Annotated in this window: 19 protein-coding genes; 17 read left to right on the top strand and 2 right to left on the bottom strand. The window is 40.2% G+C overall.

Annotation, left to right across the window (positions count from 1 at the left end):
- Positions 1-21: 21 nt before the first annotated feature.
- The gene (locus tag H7992_RS19840; protein WP_067212419.1) at positions 22-162 is read right to left on the bottom strand and encodes a sporulation histidine kinase inhibitor Sda; all 141 of its coding nucleotides are present in this window, start codon (positions 160-162) and stop codon (positions 22-24) included.
- 526 nt (positions 163-688) lie between these two features.
- Between H7992_RS19840 and H7992_RS19835 the strand changes: the two genes are divergently transcribed.
- The 3 genes from H7992_RS19835 (at position 689) to H7992_RS19825 (ending at position 4,611) form a co-directional block, all read left to right on the top strand.
- Positions 689-1,468, top strand: coding sequence for a DUF6574 domain-containing protein (locus H7992_RS19835; RefSeq protein WP_187045718.1), 780 nt, complete (start codon positions 689-691; stop codon positions 1,466-1,468).
- Between the two features lie 1,372 nt (positions 1,469-2,840).
- Positions 2,841-3,269 carry a VOC family protein gene (locus H7992_RS19830; RefSeq protein WP_187045717.1) on the top strand — a complete coding sequence of 143 codons (429 nt, stop codon included), beginning with the start codon at positions 2,841-2,843 and terminating at the stop codon, positions 3,267-3,269.
- A gap of 796 nt (positions 3,270-4,065) precedes the next feature.
- Positions 4,066-4,611, top strand: coding sequence for a DL-endopeptidase inhibitor IseA family protein (locus H7992_RS19825; protein ID WP_187045716.1), 546 nt, complete (start codon positions 4,066-4,068; stop codon positions 4,609-4,611).
- Between the two features lie 91 nt (positions 4,612-4,702).
- Here the strand turns inward: H7992_RS19825 and H7992_RS19820 are convergent, their stop codons facing one another.
- The gene (locus H7992_RS19820) at positions 4,703-5,860 is read right to left on the bottom strand and encodes a polysaccharide deacetylase family protein (protein ID WP_187045715.1); all 1,158 of its coding nucleotides are present in this window, start codon (positions 5,858-5,860) and stop codon (positions 4,703-4,705) included.
- Between the two features lie 1,127 nt (positions 5,861-6,987).
- On the opposite strand from H7992_RS19820, the gene H7992_RS19815 reads away from it, so the two are divergent.
- From H7992_RS19815 to H7992_RS19750, 14 genes are all read left to right on the top strand, one after another.
- Entirely contained in the window at positions 6,988-7,155 is a 168-nt protein-coding gene (locus tag H7992_RS19815; protein ID WP_082786694.1) for a YezD family protein, read from the top strand.
- Positions 7,156-7,234: 79 nt separating this feature from the next.
- A complete protein-coding gene (locus tag H7992_RS19810; protein WP_067212406.1) occupies positions 7,235-8,290 on the top strand; it encodes a sulfate ABC transporter substrate-binding protein in 1,056 nt (351 codons plus the stop codon).
- Positions 8,291-8,371: 81 nt separating this feature from the next.
- A complete protein-coding gene (cysT, locus tag H7992_RS19805) occupies positions 8,372-9,205 on the top strand; it encodes a sulfate ABC transporter permease subunit CysT (protein ID WP_187045714.1) in 834 nt (277 codons plus the stop codon).
- Between the two features lie 11 nt (positions 9,206-9,216).
- On the top strand, positions 9,217-10,080 hold the full coding sequence (gene cysW / locus H7992_RS19800) for a sulfate ABC transporter permease subunit CysW (protein ID WP_187045713.1): 864 nt from the start codon (positions 9,217-9,219) through the stop codon (positions 10,078-10,080).
- Between the two features lie 16 nt (positions 10,081-10,096).
- Positions 10,097-11,170: a sulfate/molybdate ABC transporter ATP-binding protein gene (locus H7992_RS19795; protein WP_187045712.1), complete on the top strand. Its 1,074-nt coding sequence runs from the start codon at positions 10,097-10,099 to the stop codon at positions 11,168-11,170.
- Positions 11,171-11,905: 735 nt separating this feature from the next.
- A complete protein-coding gene (locus H7992_RS19790; protein ID WP_187045711.1) occupies positions 11,906-12,916 on the top strand; it encodes an asparaginase in 1,011 nt (336 codons plus the stop codon).
- Positions 12,917-12,957: 41 nt separating this feature from the next.
- On the top strand, positions 12,958-14,562 hold the full coding sequence (locus H7992_RS19785) for a glutathione ABC transporter substrate-binding protein (RefSeq protein ID WP_187045710.1): 1,605 nt from the start codon (positions 12,958-12,960) through the stop codon (positions 14,560-14,562).
- 71 nt (positions 14,563-14,633) lie between these two features.
- Positions 14,634-15,554 (top strand): glutathione ABC transporter permease GsiC, encoded by a 921-nt coding sequence (gsiC, locus tag H7992_RS19780; RefSeq protein WP_187045709.1) that lies wholly within the window; start codon positions 14,634-14,636, stop codon positions 15,552-15,554.
- 49 nt (positions 15,555-15,603) lie between these two features.
- Positions 15,604-16,473: an ABC transporter permease subunit gene (locus H7992_RS19775; RefSeq protein WP_187047977.1), complete on the top strand. Its 870-nt coding sequence runs from the start codon at positions 15,604-15,606 to the stop codon at positions 16,471-16,473.
- A gap of 25 nt (positions 16,474-16,498) precedes the next feature.
- Entirely contained in the window at positions 16,499-17,548 is a 1,050-nt protein-coding gene (locus H7992_RS19770; protein WP_187045708.1) for an ABC transporter ATP-binding protein, read from the top strand.
- Positions 17,478-18,455, top strand: coding sequence for an ABC transporter ATP-binding protein (locus H7992_RS19765; RefSeq protein WP_187045707.1), 978 nt, complete (start codon positions 17,478-17,480; stop codon positions 18,453-18,455). Before H7992_RS19770 ends, H7992_RS19765 begins: the two co-directional genes overlap by 71 nt.
- Before the next feature lie 4 nt (positions 18,456-18,459).
- Entirely contained in the window at positions 18,460-19,455 is a 996-nt protein-coding gene (locus tag H7992_RS19760) for a winged-helix domain-containing protein (RefSeq protein WP_187045706.1), read from the top strand.
- An 89-nt stretch (positions 19,456-19,544) separates the two neighbouring features.
- The gene (gene dat / locus H7992_RS19755) at positions 19,545-20,393 is read left to right on the top strand and encodes a D-amino-acid transaminase (RefSeq protein ID WP_187045705.1); all 849 of its coding nucleotides are present in this window, start codon (positions 19,545-19,547) and stop codon (positions 20,391-20,393) included.
- 319 nt (positions 20,394-20,712) lie between these two features.
- Entirely contained in the window at positions 20,713-21,531 is an 819-nt protein-coding gene (locus H7992_RS19750) for a M55 family metallopeptidase (protein WP_187045704.1), read from the top strand.
- Positions 21,532-21,570: the final 39 nt, after the last annotated feature.

Raw genomic sequence — 21,570 nt, 5'->3', positions numbered from 1 at the left:
CATTTTAAAAAAATTGTAAAATCAAGAAGAAAGTTGAACTTCATAGTGTAAAGAGCGTCGACGAATTTCCGCTTCTAACAATTGAATAAAGTGAGGGCATAGTTTGATGTCTTTTGCCTTGAAATAGGATTCAATCAACAAGTCATCAGGTAATTTACTCATCTGGGGTTCCACCTCCAATCGTATAGATTATAGATTATGTGTACTATATTGAAATGTGTATGCATAAGATGATATGTAACAAGGTTGTACTCTTAATCTACCAAAGATTCGGATTAAGAACAACTGTTCCTTTATCCACAGTTGACGGTGGATAAGCTGTGGTTAATATGTTTGTAATGGCTACGGATACATAGGGAATGGTGGGTATAACGTTAGCAACTTTATCCACAGATGTTAAAAACGCAGATTTTGTCGAAACATTTTTTTGGATTTCTGATGAATTTTGGTGTGAAATAGTTATTATGTCTAATCTAAAACAAACAGAATAAACATGAATATTTGAGTAATATGCATTCTATCTGTCCTGATTAGGCGAATCCCTTTAAGTTATTTCGGTAATTGCATTAAAAATAGGTTTTTAAGAATATAAGTACGGGTTGAAGGAATAGAGTAGAATAATCAAGTTGCTGTGTGGTAATTAGTGAAAAGTGAATTTTATTAATGACTAAGAATGGGAGGGCATGGATTGCACTGCATAAATTGCGGACATGAACAAAGTGAAGGTAAATTCTGTGCGGTTTGTGGCGTGGTTTTGGGCGACATTCTGATTGAAGGGGAGCAAACAAGAAATCGGTCATCTGCAAGATATAACCAACAATCAAATGAATACATCGAAAAGGTTAAAAATGCATCTAAAATGTACTGGAACTATTTCTTGAACTATTTGAGGCAACCTTCTCTGGCGCTTAAACAAGGTGAAAAGGAGTTTTTGAATGGCATAATAAATATAGTAACCATGGCATTTATTATTGGCTTATTTTTATTTACCTCCATGAAACGTGTTGCATCGTCATTTCTTGAAGCTTCGCACGAACTGTCATTTACCTCAGTGATTGGTAGTTCTTTATTATTTGTGTTTATCAGCACAGCAATTATTATCGCATCATTGTTCCTAACGATTAAGTTTCTCGGTTCTGAACACTCATTCAAAAGTATCGCTGGCATTTACGGAACGCATCTTATTCCATCCACATTCCTCGTATTGATATCCTTTATTTTGCTCCTATTAAAAGCGTACACCTACAGTAACTTTCTTCTATCGTTTGCACTCCTATTTGCATTTTTTATCATACCGCTGTATATTCTGATAAAATTACTGACCAAAGCAGAAGAGGGGATTGATCCGCTGTACTGCGTCCTCGCCTATATTGTCATTTTTGGAATTGCTTTTTCGATCTACCTTTTTCTTTTAGAAGGTTCTTTAATTGTTGATGTGTTGAATGGGTGGATGGTAGGCAAACTGTGAATGATGAACGGATAAAAAGTAGCATCTCCGAACTAGTTATAGGTTCGGGGATGCTGCTTTTTAATGTTTCATTCCGGTCTGTTGATTAACCATTTATTTGCATAAAATTCTGGTGAGAAGGGCTTGATGACCTTGATTTTCACTGGACTATTTTCGGCTAACTATTCAAGTGAAAAATGCAGTAGTTTTGGAAGAAAAAATAGATGACATTCTATGTAGTGTGTAAGTGCCCGAAGATGCAATTTCGGGCACTCTTGCAAGTTGTATAATGCGTTCCTTTCATACTTTTAGTAAAGATTATGGACCTAATTCATGTGATGTCTTATTGAAAGTGACACTTCTTTATTAAAAAAAGAAAAAACCATATATGTTGAATTAAAGAATCCCATTGAATCTACTGTAGCGCTTAATAAGGAGAGAGTTATAATTCGGAGGGCACTGAAAAAGTACGATTTCCTTCAATCCCGTTGATTTCCGTTCCGAGCGGACGCTTTCCGCGGGCACGGCTTCAGCCAATCGAACAGTAAAGGGTTCGATTTGCCGTATTTCTGCGTTCTTGGCAGAAATTAAGGCATTCTTGCCCCGTGCTCCCAACGCTAGCGCTTTTGCTCGCAAAAGCCGTTCTTCGTAACGGCTCTTCCAGCGGGGTCTTCAGCTCGCGCTGTTCCCGCTGGAGTCGCCGCTCTTCACTACAATCAACTAGTTGATACTATATAAATTGAAATAAAGAATTCCATTGAACCGCTACGGCGCTAGGGGATGCCTCTCGCCATAAGCCAGGTGAGGTATTCTTTAACCTATCTGGAATAACCTCTTGGCATTAACTGTATAATTTCTGCAAAGAACGCAGAAATTATACAAACCGAACTCTTCGTTGTTCGGTTGGCTACCCCTGTTAAGGTGCCTTCGCTCAGTATATATACCGGATTCAACATATAAAATTATATTCAAGAAATCCGCACTCTAGGTTGCAGATTCCATCACAGATAATGAAATGCGCTTTTTCAAATAAGACCATCCAGCGAAGGCGCGACTTCGTGGTAGCCGGAGCGATAAGACTGAAAGCGATCTTCTTTCTGGCTTATCGCGGGAGGCATCCACAAAGCGTCGAAGCGGTATTAGTGGGAATCCTAATTCGTTCCAAGTATCGGGATTTTTTCAGCGGCCGCCCAAAAGCCCTTGTAAAGCGCATACGCCGTATTCATTTGATAAACATATATAGTGACACTATTCGGTAATCAAGTTGTCGGAGCGGTTTACGATTTGACCGCGTGAAAGTACCTCGCATGACACCGAAACAAAAGAAGTGTTACACTATTGGGACAAGACACTTAACAATAAAGATTAGTTAAAAATCGAAGGAGTGATGGTAATGGCTGTTGATGTTTATCTTAATTTTAATGGGAATTGTCGTGAAGTGGTGAATTTCTATGCAGAGGTATTTGGAATAGAAAACCCGAAAATAATGACATTCGGAGAAATGCCGCCTAATCCGGAATATCCACTTCCAGAAGAAGCGAAAGATCTTGTTATGCACTCCCGTCTGAATATTAGCGGAAGCAATGTTATGTTTTCAGATGTATTTCCTGGAATGCCATTTATTGAAGGCAACAACATTAGCCTCGCAATCGTTAGTAAGGATTTAGAAGAGATTACATCTGCATTTAGTAAACTGAAAGAAGGCGGCGAAGTAGTTATGGAACTCCAAGAGACACCCTGGAGCAAATCCTACGGCCAATTAACGGACAAGTTCGGGATTATTTGGCAATTTAATTACGACAGTGGAGAAACTTTCATGTGATTTAACAACACTGAAAAGTAAAAAGCAATGCGCAGACTTCAAAGCGTATTGCGTTTTTTCATTGTCTAGACTCCAGCGCTTTTCTTAAATTCAATACGTATCACTCCCTTTACTCGCATATACATAATTGGTAGGACTTACAGCTATATATATGCTGAATTAAAGAATCCCATTGAATCTACGATAGCGCTTAATAAGGAGAGAATTGTAATTCGTTGTGGATTGTAGAACGCTTGGCGCTTTGGGATGCCTTTTGCCATAAGCCTGAATTAGCGCTTCGCATCCAGTCTTACAGCTTCGGCGACCCCTTTGTCGCGCCTGCGCTAGAGTGTTCATTATCGAGAGAAATGTGAATTTGAGATGTATATGGCGAGATTGTAAGGTGATTATTATGTGATACTAACTATATTTAGGAAAGACGCACTCCAGGTTGCAGATTTTTTCACAGATAATGAAATGCTCTTCCTCACATAGACCATTCAGCGAAGGCGCGACTTCGTGGTAGCCGGAGCGATAAGACTGAAAGCGATCTTCTTTCTGGCTTATCGCGGGAGGCATCCACAAAGCGTCCAAGCGGTATTGGCGGGAATTCTAATTAGTTCTAAGTATTGGGACTTTTTCAATGGCCTCCTAAAAGCCCTTGTAAAGCGAATGCGCCGTATTCATTTGTTCAACATATGTAGGTTGAATTCGCTACGGTGCTAGGGAATGCCTCCCACCTAATATTATATAGACTTTTATTTGTTCAATATACATACGACTTGAAAGTTATAAATATATGAGAGGTGGCATGGAATTGAAAAAGCTGTGGCTATTTAGCGTGTCGCTATTGCTGTTGTTATGTACTGCGTGCCAACAATCAGGAATTGCCGAGGTAAAAGAAAGCGAAGTTCATTCAGTAAAGGCGGTGGAAATAGCTGCAAACTGGGCAGCGACGGCGAGTCTTGTGGAAGCAGGTGGGAATTATATAGAAGGTGAATATAAGAGGTTCAACTATAAAGGTCAGACATACCGCTATATGGCTAGCCACTTGGATACGAAGAAGGAAATGAGGGTCGAACTAGAGAAGTCAGTGACAAAAAAAGTTGCCAAACAGTTTATGAAGGACCAAAATTTTATTAAACAACAAAGGAGGTTGGCGCAGGTAGAGGTAGACGGTGGATCGCTTCTTCAATGGAGTGAGGCGACAGCAAAAGTGGTGAAAGCTAAAAAGAATAAAAGCGTATTTGAAGTGAGTGTACCCGTCGGTTATACAGGCACATTTGATACGTTTAAAATTACGTACGAATACGTGAGGAAATCGGGTTGGCGTATAAGTAAACTTCCAGAATATATGAAATAAACCATGAACGCTCTCCGCGAGTTGGGAGAGCGTTCATGGTTTTTTATTATAAGAACAGTGTCCTTGATGGCTGTCATCTAGCAGAGAATTTTTATCTTCCTTGCAATTTATCCGCAAATTGCTTTAAGTTCATGTTGGAGTGAATGCGCTGACGTTTTAGATCGAAGAGGGAATCTCCCTGGAAGACATTGCCCTCATCAATTGTATACGCACTCGTTATCCCGGCGGATTGTAAGGCGTAAATTGCCGCCAAACTGCGTTTTCCATACGGGTATGCGTGGGCCATAACTTGATAGTCCCCGCCAATAATTTGTTCGATGGTTTCATTTGCTGTTTGGATGTCCTCAAAGATTGCTAGTTCCGATTCATATTGTAACAGGCTTAGGTTGGTAAATGAATTAAACATATGGAATAAATGTGTGTGGTTTTGATAGGAATAGACATCCTGTGTCTGAATGATATCTTGTTCTGAAACCGTGCTGATTCGATCGATACGACTTGTAATCAGGAAAGAAGTAGCTTGGAATCCGTGATTTTTCAAAATAGGATAGGCTAAGTCAATTGTCGATTTGTAGCCGTCATCGAATGTGATTAGAACTGACTTCTTTGGAAGTGTTCCCTTTTTAGCAACCCAAGATTCTAACTGTTGTGGAGTGATTGTCGTCCAGTTGTTTGCCTTCAAATAGTCCATCTGCTCTTTAAACTTAGCAATTTCTAATGTTGATGCATTTTGGTCGGTTTTACTACGCACAAGATCGTGATACATCAAGACAGGGATACCAGGTTCGATGAGCAGCTCGTTCTTATGTATATACCCCGTTTTACCACCTATTAAGACGGGATAATAATTACCCTTTAATCTTTGTACATTAATCGTCATATTCGGTTGGATGTGTCCAATGCTATTCGCTTTAACTGCTGGGCGATCCAAGATTTGTACAGGCTTTGAAGTCTTGGCTCGAACTGGATGTGCAGCTTTCCAGTTATTCGGTGGATCCTTAATAATTACAGCTTTCTTTTTCGAGAGTTTAACTTGATCGTTTCCAATGAACGTATGATAAAAAAGGTTCGATTCATTTACCACGGTGTGTGAAGTACCTTTTAGGAATACAGCGACCTTCTGGTAGTCATCGAAAACAGGAGTGGTTTCGGTAATTTTTATCGATTTGACAGTTGATGCTTCAGTTGCTTCTGTGAAAGTTGGAAATGCTACAAGTAATAGTAGGAAAAACAGTATAAATTTCTTCAATCTTAAGTATGCCCCTTTATTCTAGTTTCTATCTCTATGATAGATAGATTGGGAGAAACTAGCAAGGTGTAGTTGAATTAAATAATAAGTATAGAATAATCAAACTTATCAACAAAAGCGGTGGATATCCTGTGAGTAACTTGTTTGAAATGTTAATAAATACAGATAATTCGGTCTGAGTGATGTTAATAACTTTATCCACAGTCATGTGTGAAGGAGAGTTTTATGCTAACAGATAGAAAGTGACACTGTCTTCCATTCGAAAAGAAATGCTATAAAGAAGGAGTAAGCAGTCAAACATCCCGATAATTGTAGAGTAGTCGTTTAGTCCAAAGCGATTCAAAAGCACCTGTACATAGGGTATCTAGTGTTTTATCACAAAATAAGTAGTCACTTACGGGTTTACTTTGGCTAAGTAACATATGTTAAACAAATGATTCGCTATACAAACTGAGCGAAGGCATCCCAAGCGCCGAGCGTTGTTGAGAGGATTCTTTATGTTAACAAATATAGGTAATTAGTTGTAATTATACGGGTTAATTGTAATTCACTCCTTTATTTTAAAAATGCGTCTAGACAGATTAGAAAGGATACGCTATAATCTTATTAATCTAACAAAACATATAGAGTTACTTGGTTATTGAAGAGGTACCGTTGCTGATTAGTGTTCGGAGCAAGTTATCCAGTCGTTGAAATGAATTTAATAAAACCAGAGAAAGAGTCTGTATAGGAACCTCTCCCTTGGTCTTTCATAGTAAAAAGATAGTAGCTGATCGGAAAACCGAAGGCTCTCAACCGAATTTAATGTTGAGAGCCTTTTTGTTTGTTTAAAATCATAGACAGTGTCAGCCACGTAAGGAATGTATGTGGACGAAAGAAATATAATGGGAGGTTTTTATTGTGCAGTATAGTTATGTTTCGCTTCTTAAATGTCCTAAACGTCCCTCTCCATAAAAAGGCTAATTCGTTTACTCAGATATGAAAACTGCATATAAAAGGCTGCTGATCAGACGATTGAAGGCTCCTTGAAATCTATTATTCTTGTGAATATAGGCTTCTTGGAGCCTTTTATTATAATAATCGACTACATTAGCTGAGATATTAAAAATGAAAATAGGAGGCCTCACATGGTAGAAAAACAAATCGATGAGCAATGGATTGAGTGTATTGTACTGTCAGTGAAAGAAATCAAATGCGGATCGGTGGAAATAGTTATTCATGACTCGCAAATTAAGCACATTGATCGGCTGGAAAAGAGACGGTTTTCTTTAAAAAGTCAACAACTTGAGCAATGAAGACAAATGAAGATACAATCATAAACCAATCAAAAAGGGTTCTTATAAAGAATTGAAAATAGAAGTGGAGGTTAATAGGATGAAGAAAAATACGACAATAATCAAGTTTTTAGTGGGCATCACTGCAACGGTTGGGATTTTAACAGGATGTGGTGGTACTGAAAAAAGTGGGGATCAAACTGCCTCTGCTGAAAAGAAGAATTCAGTCGAGCTGTTAAATGTATCCTACGATCCAACGCGTGAGTTATACGAGGAGTTTAATAAAGAATTTGCTGCACATTGGAAAGATGAAACCGGACAGGAAGTGACTATTCAGCAGTCGCATGGTGGATCAGGAAAACAAGGTCGAGCAGTAATTGACGGTCTAGAAGCAGACGTTGTCACACTGGCCCTTGCTTACGATATTGACGAAGTCGCCGCCGCCCGTGACCTGCTAGCAGAAAACTGGCAAACTAGATTGGAAAATAACTCAACACCATACACGTCAACGATCGTTTTCCTAGTTCGAAAAGGCAATCCACAAGGCATTAAAGATTGGGATGACTTAACGAAAAAAGGTGTTTCCGTTATAACACCAAATCCGAAAACATCAGGCGGTGCTCGTTGGAATTACTTGGCGGCTTGGGCTTATGCGAATAAGAAATTTAATGGGGATGAAACGAAAGTGAAAGAATTTGTTGGCGATCTTTATAAAAACGTTGAAGTACTAGATTCTGGGGCTCGCGGTTCAACGACAACTTTTGTTGAACGGGGTATTGGGGATGTATTGCTTGCTTGGGAGAATGAAGCCTTCTTAACGTTAAATGAACTTGGAAAAGGTGAATTTGAAATTATCGTCCCATCACTCAGTATTTTAGCAGAGCCGCCAGTTGCAGTTGTGGATAAAATCGTCAAGAAGAAAGGCACAGAAGAAGTCGCACAGGCCTATCTGGAATACCTGTATACAGAAACTGGACAGGAAATTGCAGCGAAAAACTACTATCGTCCCCGTGACCCAGAGGTATTAAAAAAATATGCAGATCAATTCCCTGACATTAACTTCGTTACAATTGACGATGATTTCGGTGGTTGGAAAGAAGCCCAGGAAAAACACTTTAATGACGGCGGCACCTTCGATGAAATTTACCTACCGTAGTGGTGTCTAAGAAAAAAATCCAATTGATATCTAGGATTAGAGGCGTTAAAAACAGTTAACTACAGAAGTGAAGGTGAAGCAATGGCGAAGAAATGGAGATTAAAGAAACATAGTATATTGCCGGGATTTGGGCTATCGCTCGGATTCACGATGCTGTATCTCAGCTTGCTCGTTTTACTTCCGCTCTCCATGATATTCATTAATACCTCATCAATGGGGTGGTCAGATTTTTGGGCAACGGTAACGGAACCGCGCGTCATTGCATCGTACAAAATAAGTTTTGGTACCGCATTTGCAGCAGCCTGCATTAATCTGCTATTTGGTGTATTGATTGCCTGGGTACTCGTTCGCTATTCGTTCCCTGGCAAGCGAATAATTGATGGATTGGTAGATTTACCATTTGCACTCCCAACAGCTGTTGCAGGTATCGCATTAACAACACTGTATACGGAAAAGGGTTGGATTGGTCAGTTTTTATCGTTTAAAGTTGCGTTTACGCCTCTCGGTATTACGATTGCATTAACATTTATCGGCTTGCCATTCGTCGTCCGAATGGTGCAGCCGGTTCTTCAAAATCTTGAACGGGAAATGGAAGAGGCGTCTGCTATTTTAGGTGCGAATCGCTTTCAAACGTTTGTTAGAGTGATTGTTCCAGAAATTTTGCCAGCAGCAATGACAGGTTTTGCGTTAGCATTTGCCCGTGCGATTGGCGAGTATGGCTCGGTGGTCTTCATTGCGGGTAATATGCCGATGAAGACCGAGATAACACCGCTCATTATTATGACAAAACTTGAACAATACGATTATGCTGCTGCTACAGCAATTGGGGCAGTCATGCTCATTTTCTCATTTATTATATTGTTATTTATTAACGGATTGCAATGGTGGACTAATCGGAAATTTGTTCATAATTAGGAGGGAATTCCATGGCAAAACAGAGTCAGGTGCAGTTGGTTAGTAAGAATGGGAGCAAGCGGACTACAGAAGAGCAGCCTTGGGTTCGTATTCCGCTAATTGCGATTGCACTCGGATTTCTATTGCTTTTTCTAGTATTACCGCTTGTTGCAATCTTTATAAAAGCTTTTGAAAAGGGAGCAGGCGTCTATGTAGCTGCAATTACAGACCCGGACGCACTATCGGCAATCAAACTAACATTACTTGTCGCCATACTTACGGTGCCACTAAACGCGATTTTTGGAATTGCAGCTGCATGGGCAATTACTAAGTTTGAATTTAAAGGGAAGAGTCTTTTAATTACCTTGATTGACTTGCCGTTTGCAATTTCACCAGTTATTGCAGGTCTCGTGTTTGTTTTATTATTCAGTGCCCACGGGTTGTTCGGTGAATTTTTATTTGCAAATGATATTAAAATTCTTTTCGCTGTCCCGGGCATTGTGCTTGCCACATTGTTTGTGACATTTCCGTTTGTTGCACGTGAGTTGATCCCGCTTATGCAGGCGCAAGGAACGGCGGAAGAAGAAGCCTCCTTAACACTTGGAGCGGGTGGATTTAAAACATTCTTGCATGTCACGCTGCCGAATATTAAGTGGGGATTATTATACGGTGTCATTCTTTGTAATGCGCGTGCAGTCGGCGAATTTGGCGCTGTCTCGATTGTTTCGGGGCATATTCGCGGTCTTACAAACACGATGCCGTTACATATTGAAATTTTGTACAATGAATATCAATTTTCCGCAGCGTTCGCTGTTGCATCTCTTATGTCCATTTTAGCGATTATTACGCTAGTTTTGAAAAACTTCATTGAATGGAAAACAAGTCAGCAAGGATAGAACAGGAGGTTACCACATGAGTATTCAAATAAAAGAAGTGTCGAAGAGGTTTGGTTCGTTTGATGCACTGAAAGATATTAACCTCGACATTAAAACAGGAGAGCTCGTGGCGTTGCTTGGACCATCTGGATCGGGCAAAACGTCGCTACTACGCATAATTGCAGGACTTGAAGAAGCGGATCATGGGGTTGTCTTATTCGGTGAGGAAGACATGACCCATATTCGCACGACAGAACGAAAGGTTGGCTTCGTTTTTCAGCATTATGCCCTGTTTAAACATATGACGGTTTTTGATAATGTTGCATATGGATTGAAAGTACGATCCAAAAAAGAACGACCAACTAAAAAAGAAATTGCTGCGAAAGTAAATGAATTACTAGGACTTGTAAAGTTAGAAGCATTTGCTACTCGTTATCCATCTCAACTATCGGGGGGACAAAGGCAGCGTGTTGCACTAGCCCGGGCGCTTGCAGTGGAACCAAAAGTACTGTTACTTGATGAACCATTTGGTGCGCTCGATGCAAAAGTGCGGAAAGAACTGCGACGTTGGTTGCGAAGATTGCATGATGATTTTCATATTACGAGTATATTTGTGACGCATGATCAGGAAGAGGCTCTTGACGTGGCGGACCGGATTGTTGTTATGAATGAAGGGAAGATCGAACAGATAGGTAGCCCGGAAGAAGTTTATGATCATCCAAACAGTCCATTTGTGTATGATTTTCTAGGAAATGTGAATATTTTTCATGGGCGCTTGCAAAATGGCAAGCTACTCAATGTGCAGGTCGATTTGGATTCGGTAGATCTTGAAAGAGCTGAAAATAAGTTGGCTATTGGTTATGTTAGGCCACATGATGTGACGATTGAACGAGAAAGTACAGATGCGGAAGCAGTTAAAGCGAAAATTATCCATATACATGTCGTGGGGCGCACTGTGCAAGTGGAACTTAAACGACAAGATAATGATCAATTTCTCGAAGCAGAATTGACGAAAGAGAAATACCGGGAGCTAAATGTGAAAGCAGGTGAAGATGTATATATCAAACCGAATCAACTTCGTGTTTTCATTCCAGAAGACTTCTCGATTTGAAGCGATGATCCATAATGAAGTTTAAATAGAACACTTCAACTACCTGATGCCGAATGTCTATTGGCATCAGGTAGTTTGCGTTCTTCGGAGTACTTTCATTGTGTCGTAATTGTATTGACGACTGTCAGTTTCTCGAAAGTAAAGAATAATCAAAACTTATTAACAAAAGCAGTGGATATCATGTGAGTAACCTGTTGGAATTGTTAATTAATATAGAAAAATCAGTCGGTTTAGTGTTAGTAACTTTATCCACAATGTAGAATGATGCGCTTTATTGTCGAAAAATAGTAGGGAATAAAGTGGGGAAATTCTTTGGCTTACTATATAGATTGAAAAAAGATTCCCTTAAAATCCGCTAGAGGATCCTAAACTGCCGCCCCGCTACCCCTTCTAAATCGCCTACACTCAGTTTATATAGCTACTCATATGTTCAATATATAAGCTCTATATGATGCTGGACCCGATGCACTCTAAAATTACAGGTCTTCACGCGTCCATGATTTTACCTGCAGACTCGTTGCTACTTGTTATTGCAAGTCCGCTCATTGTATCTGTTATCAAAGGATTGTCCAAATTTACCACTTTAGGTATTATATTTTACCTATTCACGCATATATCAACGCATTAACCCATGATTAGTTTTTAGAATAGGGAGCATATTCTAAATAAAGGGTTGTAATAAGGTGTAACATGAGATAATATAGTTAGAAAATACAGATAATAAGAGGTGCAACTATGAATGCTGAACATTTAGTAGATGTAATAAGAGGAGATAATGTTGAAAGTGAGCATTGGGGACATATTGCAGTAGTGAATAGTGAAGGTAAACTTCTCTATTCCAAAGGAAATCCTAATAGGGTAACGTTTGCTCGCTCGTCAATGAAACCTTTACAAGCGATTCCGATTGTTGAAACAGGAGCAGCTGACCATTATCAATTCAATCAGGCAGATCTGTCATTAGCTTGTGCATCACATAATGGAGAAAATCAGCATACCGACCGGGTAAAAACCATTTTATCTAGACTAGGGCTTGGAACGGACGATTTGAAATGCGGCACGCATCCTCCACGCTGGACAGAAGCGTATGAAGCATTAATTATAGCGGGTAAGGAAATCACGCCCGAATATAACAACTGTTCTGGGAAACATAGCGGCATGTTAACTACAGCCATACATATGGGTGAGAGTTTGGAAGATTACTATAAAACGGATCATCCAGTTCAGAAAAGAATTATGGAAGTGATAAGTGATATCTCTGAAACACCCTTAAATGAGATAGAAATTGGTATTGATGGTTGCGGAGTTCCTGTCCATGGCATTCCACTAAAAAACCTCGCATTAAGTTTTGCAAAGATGGCAAAACCAATATCATTTCCTGAAAAAAGAAAAAATGCAATTGAGCAAGTGACTGCAGCTATGATGGCAGCACCAGAAATGGTCGGAGGCACTAACCGCTTTTGTTCAGATTTTATGAGGATTGAAGATGGAAGAATGTTTGGAAAAGCCGGGGCTGAAGGAGTTTACTGTATAGGAGATCTTGAAACAGGTCTTGGAATTGCCATTAAAATTGAGGATGGTAATGGTCGAGCAACTTCGCCTGTTGCGGTGGAAGTGCTAAAACAGCTCGATTTACTCAATGAAAAACAGATTAAACTATTACATGATTATCACTATCCGAAGTTGAAGAATGCGAGACAGGAAGTCGTCGGACAATTAAGTCCAATCTTTTCATTGAAAAATGCGTAATGCATTTTATCATAAAAAAAGTTAGTAAAGGGGAGAAGAAGATGAAAAAAGCGTATGGTTTAATTTCTTTACTGGCCTTAATGATGCTACTCGTTTTAGCCGGCTGTAGCAGTGATTCAAAAGAGGGCAGTAAAGATGCTAGTAAAGAGGATGGAAAGCCTGCTGGAAAAGCTGAAAAAGAAGGTAAGGATATCGTCATTGCTGTAGCGGATAACTTTACAGGCATGGACCCACATGACACAAATGACACGCTATCTGGCTCAGCTCAAAAAGCAATGCTTGAAGGACTTGTAGGGTTTGATAAAGATATGAATGTGATTCCACTTTTGGCTGAAGAGTATTCGGCAAATGCTGAGGCAACTGAATTCACATTCAAATTACGTGAAAATGTGAAATTCCATGATGGAACGCCTTTTAATGCAGAAGCGGTAAAAGTGAACTTTGATAGATTATCAGATCCAAATAGCGGATTGAAGAGACACAGCCTCTACGCTTTAATTGAAAAAACAGAAGTTATTAATGAATATGAAGTGAAATTTACACTATCAGAACCTTTCGGCGCGATGATCAACACGTTCGCTCACCCAGCTGGATTAATGCACAGCCCGAAAGCTTTAGAAGAGTTTGGGAAAGAAGTTGCAAGAAATCCAGTTGGAACTGGGGCATTTAAATTTGTTGAATGGAAACCGAGTGAAGGTTTAAAAATTGAAAAGAACGAAGAATATTGGAATGCAGGATTCCCGAAAGTAGATTCCATCACATTTAAACCGGTATCGGAAAATGGATCAAGAATTGCGATGTTGCAAACAGGTGAAGCGGACTTCATTTATCCAGTTCCTACTGAACAAGTAGAGGGAATTAACGGGAAAAACGGTATAGAAGTTGAAAGTAAGCCTTCTATTGTAGTTCGTTACATGTCTATGAACACATTAAAAGCACCATATGATGACGTTAAAGTTAGACAAGCACTTAACTATGCAATTAATAAAGAAGCTTTCGTCAAAGTTGTAATGAACGATCAAGGAACTGTATTGGATTCCATTATTGCACCTGACGTTCAGTTTTACTCAAAACAAGAGCCTTATGCATTTGACCTTGAAAAAGCGCAGGACCTACTAAAAGAAGCTGGCGTTGAAAAGGGCTTTAAAGCGAAACTATGGGGCGGCAACAGCTCTGGCGCGATTAAGGCAATGGAATTCTTACAACAGCAAATGGCACAAGTCGGTATAGATGTTGAAGTTGTACCTATGGAATCAGGCACAATATCGGACAAAATTTGGTCTGTTCAAAACCCAGATGATGCTGAGCTTGAATTGTACTATGGTGGATGGTCACCATCTACTGGCGATGCTGACTGGGGTATTCGTCCACTTGTTGGGGGCAAAGATGCATTCCCGCCTATGTCATATAACGTTTCTTATTACGACAATCCTGAAGTAGATCAGCTAATTCTAGATGGTCTGCAAACAGCAGATTTGGATAAACGAGCAAAAGCTTATGAAGATGCACAGAAATTAGTTTGGGATGATGCACCTTGGGTCTTCTTATCTGCTGACAATACATTGGCTGGTAAGAAGAACTATCTAAAAGGAATCTATCTTTTACCGGATGGTTCATTGAGCGTATCAGATATCGAAATCGAGTAATGAATTGATAAAAGGGCGCTATATATAATTAATATATAGCGCTCTATCTTTATACCAAAGGAGTGGTTCAATTGTTTCGATTCATCATTAAAAGACTACTCGAAATTATCCCGATCCTGTTGATAGTATCCATTCTAATTTTTCTATTCGTACATATGATTCCTGGGGATCCAGCCCGTCTAGTTGCCGGCGAAGATGCAACACTGGCAGATGTGGAGATGGTGAGGAAGGAACTAGGCTTGGATAAGCCGATTGTAGAACAGTATGTCACTTATATGAAAAACCTTTTTAAAGGAGACATGGGGAATTCACTAAAAACAAATCGGCCGGTGAGCGATGAGATAGGCGAACGATTCATGCCGACATTTTGGTTAACCGTCTGGAGTATGGTGTGGGCGGTCATTGTTGGTTTAGTGATTGGTGTAATTTCGGCAACAAAAAGGAATAAATGGCAGGATTATTTAGGAATGTTTGGAGCTGTTTCAGGGTTATCGTTGCCGTCATTCTGGCTAGGACTCATGCTTATCCAACTTTTCGCCGTAACGCTTGGCTGGCTACCTACTGGAGGAATGGAGTCATGGAAGAGTTATATCCTTCCTGCATTCACTCTTGGAACCGGTGTAGCAGCTGTAGTCGCACGTTTTACACGATCATCTTTGATGGATGTGCTGAAAGAAGATTATATCCGTACAGGCAGATCAAAAGGATTAAGCGAACGTAATGTTACGTGGGGACATGGATTAAGAAACGCAATGATTCCCGTTGTTACAATGACAGGTTTGCAATTCGGATTCCTGCTCGGAGGATCAGTTGTTATTGAAACTGTATTCAGCTGGCCGGGGTTAGGAAAACTACTAATCGACTCAGTTGCTTACCGTGACTACCCGGTTATTCAAGCAGAAATGATGATCTTTGCTTTAGAATTCATCGTAATTAATCTAATTGTTGATCTGTTGTATGGCATCTTGAATCCACAGATCCGGTATGAGTAAGGAGGGGACCAAAGTGGTTGAAGTAAAACTGTCTAAAAAAGAAGAATATATGCAACGAACCTTGGAAAATATTACATCGAATACACCATTCTCTGAGTTTTGGAGGAAGTTCAAAAAACAAAAACTTGCGTTTGTATCATTCTTTTTTGTGCTATTTCTGATTGCACTTGCACTTGTCGGCCCATTTTTTGTGCCTTACGATATAGCAGAACCAGATTATGACAATGTACTTTCTGGTCCTTCAGCTCAACACTGGGCGGGAACCGATGCTTATGGTAGGGACATTTTCAGCAGAATTATCGCAGGTACACAAATTTCTTTATACGTCGGATTAACTTCCGTTTTCTTAGGAGCAATTGGGGGAACATTTTTAGGGCTTATTGCAGGCTATTACGGTAGAAAAATCGACATGATTATCATGCGCATGTGTGATGTATTACTCGCATTCCCTGGAATCTTGTTAGCTATCGGTATTATTGCAATTCTGGGACCTGGGCTTAGCAACGTCGTCATAGCGGTCGCGATTTTCAGTGTTCCGGTATTTGCCCGAATTGTACGTAGCTCGACGCTAGCTGTTAAGTCAACCCTCTATGTTGAGGCTACAAAATCAATTGGTGCAAGACCACGTCGAATTATTTGGAAGCATGTCTTTCCAGGAACATTATCTAGTATTATTGTCTATTTCACGATGCGAATCGGTTCGGCAATCTTAACAGCAGCAAGCTTAAGTTTCCTTGGGCTAGGCGCACAGCCGCCTTCACCTGAGTGGGGTGCCATGTTAAGCGGCGGAAGGGATTATTTAAATATTGCACCACATGTGACAGTCTTTCCGGGACTCGCAATCTTCATCACTGTACTTGCATTTAACCTTCTAGGTGATGGCTTACGTGATGCGCTTGATCCGAAAATTAAGGACTGATACTTGGTAGAAAGGAGGCATTCTAGTGGATCAAACTGTACTGAAAGTAAATAACCTACAAACACATTTCACAAGTGATTCCGGTGTTGTAAAAGCAGTGGACGGAGTCTCTTTTGAAGTTTCAAAAGGTGAAACACTTGGCATAGTTGGAGAATCGGGAAGCGGGAAGAGTGTTACCTCACTCTCAATTATGAGGTTGTTGAAAGACACACCCGGGCATATTGCAGGTGGAGAAATTCTTTATGAAGGCAGAGATCTTGTCAAAATCAGCGAAAATGAAATGCGAAAAATCCGCGGCAATGAAATTGCGATGATATTTCAAGAACCAATGACTTCATTGAATCCCGTATTTAAAATTGGGCGTCAATTGGAAGAAGCTATTATCCTTCATTTAAAGATGACGAAAAAGCAGGCGAGAGTTAGATCAATTGAAATGCTAACAGCAGTTGGAATTTCACGCCCAGACAAAATTGTCCATGAGTTTCCGCATCAGTTGTCAGGTGGCATGCGTCAACGTGTCATGATTGCGATGGCCATGGCTTGTAACCCGAAAGTCTTGATAGCTGATGAACCGACAACGGCACTGGATGTGACAATACAAGCGCAGATATTAGATTTAATGCGTAACTTGACGAAAACAACAGATACTGCCATTTTACTTATTACGCATGATTTAGGTGTAGTTGCAGAAATGTGTGATCGTGTTGTGGTCATGTACGGGGGGCGTGCAGTAGAAGAAAGCGATGTCCTATCAATCTTTGCTAATCCGAAACACCCTTATACGCAGGGATTACTGGCTTCTATTCCTAAGATAGGGGAAAGGGTAGAACGATTGCAATCTATTCCGGGTAATGTTCCGATACCATCGAGGATGCCGGAAGGTTGTAAGTTTGCCCCGAGATGTCCACATGCAATGGATATATGCTGGGAAAAAGAACCTGAATTTAAAGAAGTATTAGTGAAGCATTCTGTCAGATGCTGGTTACACGAGGAGGTGCATCAAGATGAGTCAGAACTTGCTGGAAGTACACAACATAAAAAAGTATTTTCCGATAAAGAAAAAGCTGTTCAGTAAAAAGAAAGAGTTTGTAAAAGCGGTAGATGGTGTTTCATTTACTGTGAAAAAGGGAGAGACATTAAGCATCGTTGGAGAAAGTGGCTGTGGAAAGTCCACTACCGGCAGAGTATTAATGAAGTTATTGGATGCGACGGAAGGACGAATTATTTTTGAGGGGCAAGACATCACCGATTTAACGGATGATGAAATTCGCCCGCTACGAAAAGAATTCCAAATGGTTTTCCAAGATCCCTATGCGTCACTCAATCCTCGGCTTACTGTAAAAGAAATCATCGAAGAACCACTGATCGTTCATAATATCGAAAAATCGAAAAGGGCAGACCGTGTTATTGAATTATTGGAAGTTGTCGGGTTGAATAGATACCATGCGAATCGCTATCCCCATGAGTTTAGTGGTGGGCAGCGCCAACGAATCGGTATTGCACGAGCACTGGCAGTGAATCCAAAGCTTATCATTGCAGATGAACCGGTTTCGGCACTTGACGTTTCCATTCAATCACAAATTCTAAACTTATTAAAAGATTTACAGGAACAATATAATTTGACATATGTATTTATCGCGCATGATTTAAGTGTAGTAGAACATATTTCGGATCGGGTTGGGGTTATGTATTTAGGGAGGCTTGTCGAATTGGCTGATCGGGATGGATTGTTCGGAGGTCCACTTCATCCTTACACGAAAGCTTTACTAAGTGCAGTTCCAATACCGGATCCTACTTTAAGAAGAGATCGAATTATATTAAAAGGGGATATACCGAGTCCGGCCGATCCGCCTTCTGGATGCACATTCCACACTCGTTGTCCTTTTGCCCAACAATTATGCAAAGATCAAGTACCCGAGTTCCGGGAATTAGGCAAAGGTCATTTTGTGGCTTGTCATTTTGCAGAAGAATTACGGGGTTAATTAGATGCGAAAACTTCATGTTATTTCAATTCAAAAAGCTTATTTAGACATCGTGGTCAATCAATTAGTGGAGATATTTGGAGATGAAATTGAGTTATCTGCAATCACGCTCCAAGAGCTTACAATGGATGTCATTGCGGAACAGGATATTGTTATCCTGTCTAAAGAGATATTAAAGGGAATAACTCGTCCGTTCATACCGGAATCATGTCCAATTATTATTGCCAAGCGCGAAGTAAATATAGCAGCAACGAAAGACCTGTACAAACTGCTAAACGGACAACAAATTCTAGTCATAAACGACACTATGGAACATGCTGTAGAAACAGCTCGTTCCCTTAAAAGTATCTATTTTGAGCACGACTATATTGCTTATGATCCTATGAATTTAATGCCTTCCAATATCAATTGGATTGTTACTCCTGGAGAGAAGGAACTTGTTCCGAGGGAATTTGAAAATGTGATTGATATTGCCCCAAGGACACTGGATTTCAAAACTGTGCTGGAGACAGCTAAATTCGTGAAATCTGAAATGGGACAGATTTCATTAATGAATAGATTCTATAAATCGCAATTGGCATTGGCAGAAAAGTGGAATGATGAAAACGAACTTCAGTATAAGAAAGTATTGGTTCAACAGGCTGATAAGCGTTCAAAAGTCGAGGATAGGAAGGAAAAGTATAACTCCTTGGCTGTAGAAACAATGAGGTCGATTATCGATAAAATTGAAGAACATGGTTTTTTAGAAGAGAGTTTAGCAATCTTAGCTGTCTACAAAGAAGCTAAGGGGGACTTCGAATCCTTTGGTCGTGCAAAAGTAAAACTGAAATTACGAGATGCTGGTATTACGTTTTCCGATCAACAACTTCGGCTTCGATTAGAAATACTGCAGGAGATAGGTTTAGTCAATGCGCGTCAAGGCAGGGGCGGGACGAAATTATCGGATAAAGGCGAAACATTTTTGAAACAGCACAATGAAGTAGCAAGTAACGAATTTTAGAGGCGAGTTCAGATTTAGATAAACAAATTCTGTGGTATCAATTGATTTACCGGATTAATAGCGATGCCTATATTGAGGAGGATTATTATATGACAATTGGTTATTTTAATGGTGAATTTATTTCAGTTGAGCAACTTGTTATTCCTATCGACGAACGAGGTCATCAATTTGGCGATGGTGTTTATGAGGTGATTAGAGTTTACGGCGGTAAATTCTTCATGTTAGAAGAACATATTGAGCGGCTATTTAAAAGTGCACAAGCAATTAGGCTGCAAGGTGATCAATCTATAGAAGAGATTCGACAGCTTATCCACGAAGCGGTTGAGAAATCAGGCTTGGCAGATTGTGATGTTTATATTCAAATTACAAGAGGCGTTGCAACGAGAAAGCACTTATTCCCAGACGTGCCTGTCTCTGTTTCAATGACAATTAGGCCAATGAAACCAACAAGTGATACCGTCAGAGAAAAAGGAATGAAGGCGATATTCCATGAAGATGAACGATGGGCAAACTGTTATATTAAATCATTAAATCTTCTGCCGAATATACTGGCTAAACAAACCGCCCAAGACGCTGGTTGTTATGAAGCAATTCTTGTGAAAGATGGTTTCGTGACAGAAGGAACGAGTTCTAATGTGTATATAGTAAGCGACAAGACAATCTATACAACACCGCTTTCAAAACATATTTTAGCTGGAATTACACGGATGGCGGTAAAAGAACTTGCAAATGGTCTTGGTGTTCCATTTGTTGAAAAACAATTCACGACTGAAGAATTGATGCAGGCGGATGAGGTTTTCATTACAAGTACAACTAATGAAGTCATGCCGATTGTTAATGTAGACGGGAAGAATATTAAGGACGGGTCTGCTGGGGAAATGACTTTGAAGTTTAATGCAAAGCTTATGGAACTGGTTAAGTCTGTCCAACATACTTAAGTAGTATTGATTGTGAGTGTCTCCTTTTAAGATGGGGCGTTGGGAGAGTTATAATCCGACAAACCTAATTACAAGGAGTTTTTTTTAGATAGTACATTGGGCCAGTCCCAGTTGCTACCACAAATCGTATGTTGTCAGTAACTAGGACTATGTGTTTTAACAGAGTGAAGGCGCCTAACAAGGGGTAGCCGAAGCCCTAAGATTGGCGGCGAAGCTGCTTGGCTTAGGGCGGGAGGCATCCCCTAGCGCCGTAGCGGAATCGATGGAGTTCTTTAATTCAATATATAGAATGAAAAATCACTTTGTGAAAGGAGCAACTATGCGCGTTTATATTTCAGCTGATATAGAAGGTGTCTCAGGGGTCGTTCATGGTGAACATACAGCCCGGGATGGTAGAGAGCATGACTATGCACGGATGTTGATGACTGAAGAGGTTAATGCTTGCGTACTTGGCGCATTGGAGGCGGGAGCAGAAAAAGTTGTTGTCAATGACTCCCACGGAACAATGCGTAATATCTATCATGAGAAATTACATACGAAAGCAGAACTTATTCTAGGGGGACCGAAAAAACTGGCGATGATGGAAGGGATTAGTGCGGATTTCGACGCGGTTCTTTTTGTCGGGTATCACACTCGAATGGGTACAGATGGTATATTAAATCATACATTTAATGGTCGGGTAGTCAGGACTATTGAAGTAAATGGAGTAGAGCTTGGGGAATTTGGTCTAAATGCCCTGGTTGCCGGTCATTTTGATGTGCCAGTTGTGTTTGTATCAGGCTGTAATTTAGTAGCAATCGAAGCCGAGGAGTGCATTCCAGATATTCATCAGGCAATCGTAAAACAAACGATTAATCGAACTACGGCTCTGAACGTCCATCCGGTTAGGGCAAGGGAACTCATAAAAGAAGGCACGAAAAAAGCGTTGCTCCACCGCGACGAGATTAAACCATTTACTATGGAAGCACCTTATACAGTGAAAATGGAGTTTTTGCATACCGGTCTGGCTGATGCAGTTGAGATAGTACCCTTCGTGAAAAGGACAGGACCCCTTACGATTTCATTTGTCACTGATGATGTGTTGGAGTGTTATCAATTGATTAGAAGTTCAATCATGATTGCGAGTTCAGTATCTTGAACTAGTCATTCATCTAAAAACCATTATTACCTGGAGTGA

Origin of the sequence: Sporosarcina sp. resist (assembly GCF_014302295.1) — a bacterium.
GTDB classification, from domain to species: Bacteria; Bacillota; Bacilli; order Bacillales_A; family Planococcaceae; genus Sporosarcina; species Sporosarcina psychrophila.
The sequence above is the reverse complement of the archived record's forward strand: the minus strand, read 5'-3'. Positions and strand labels throughout refer to the sequence as shown.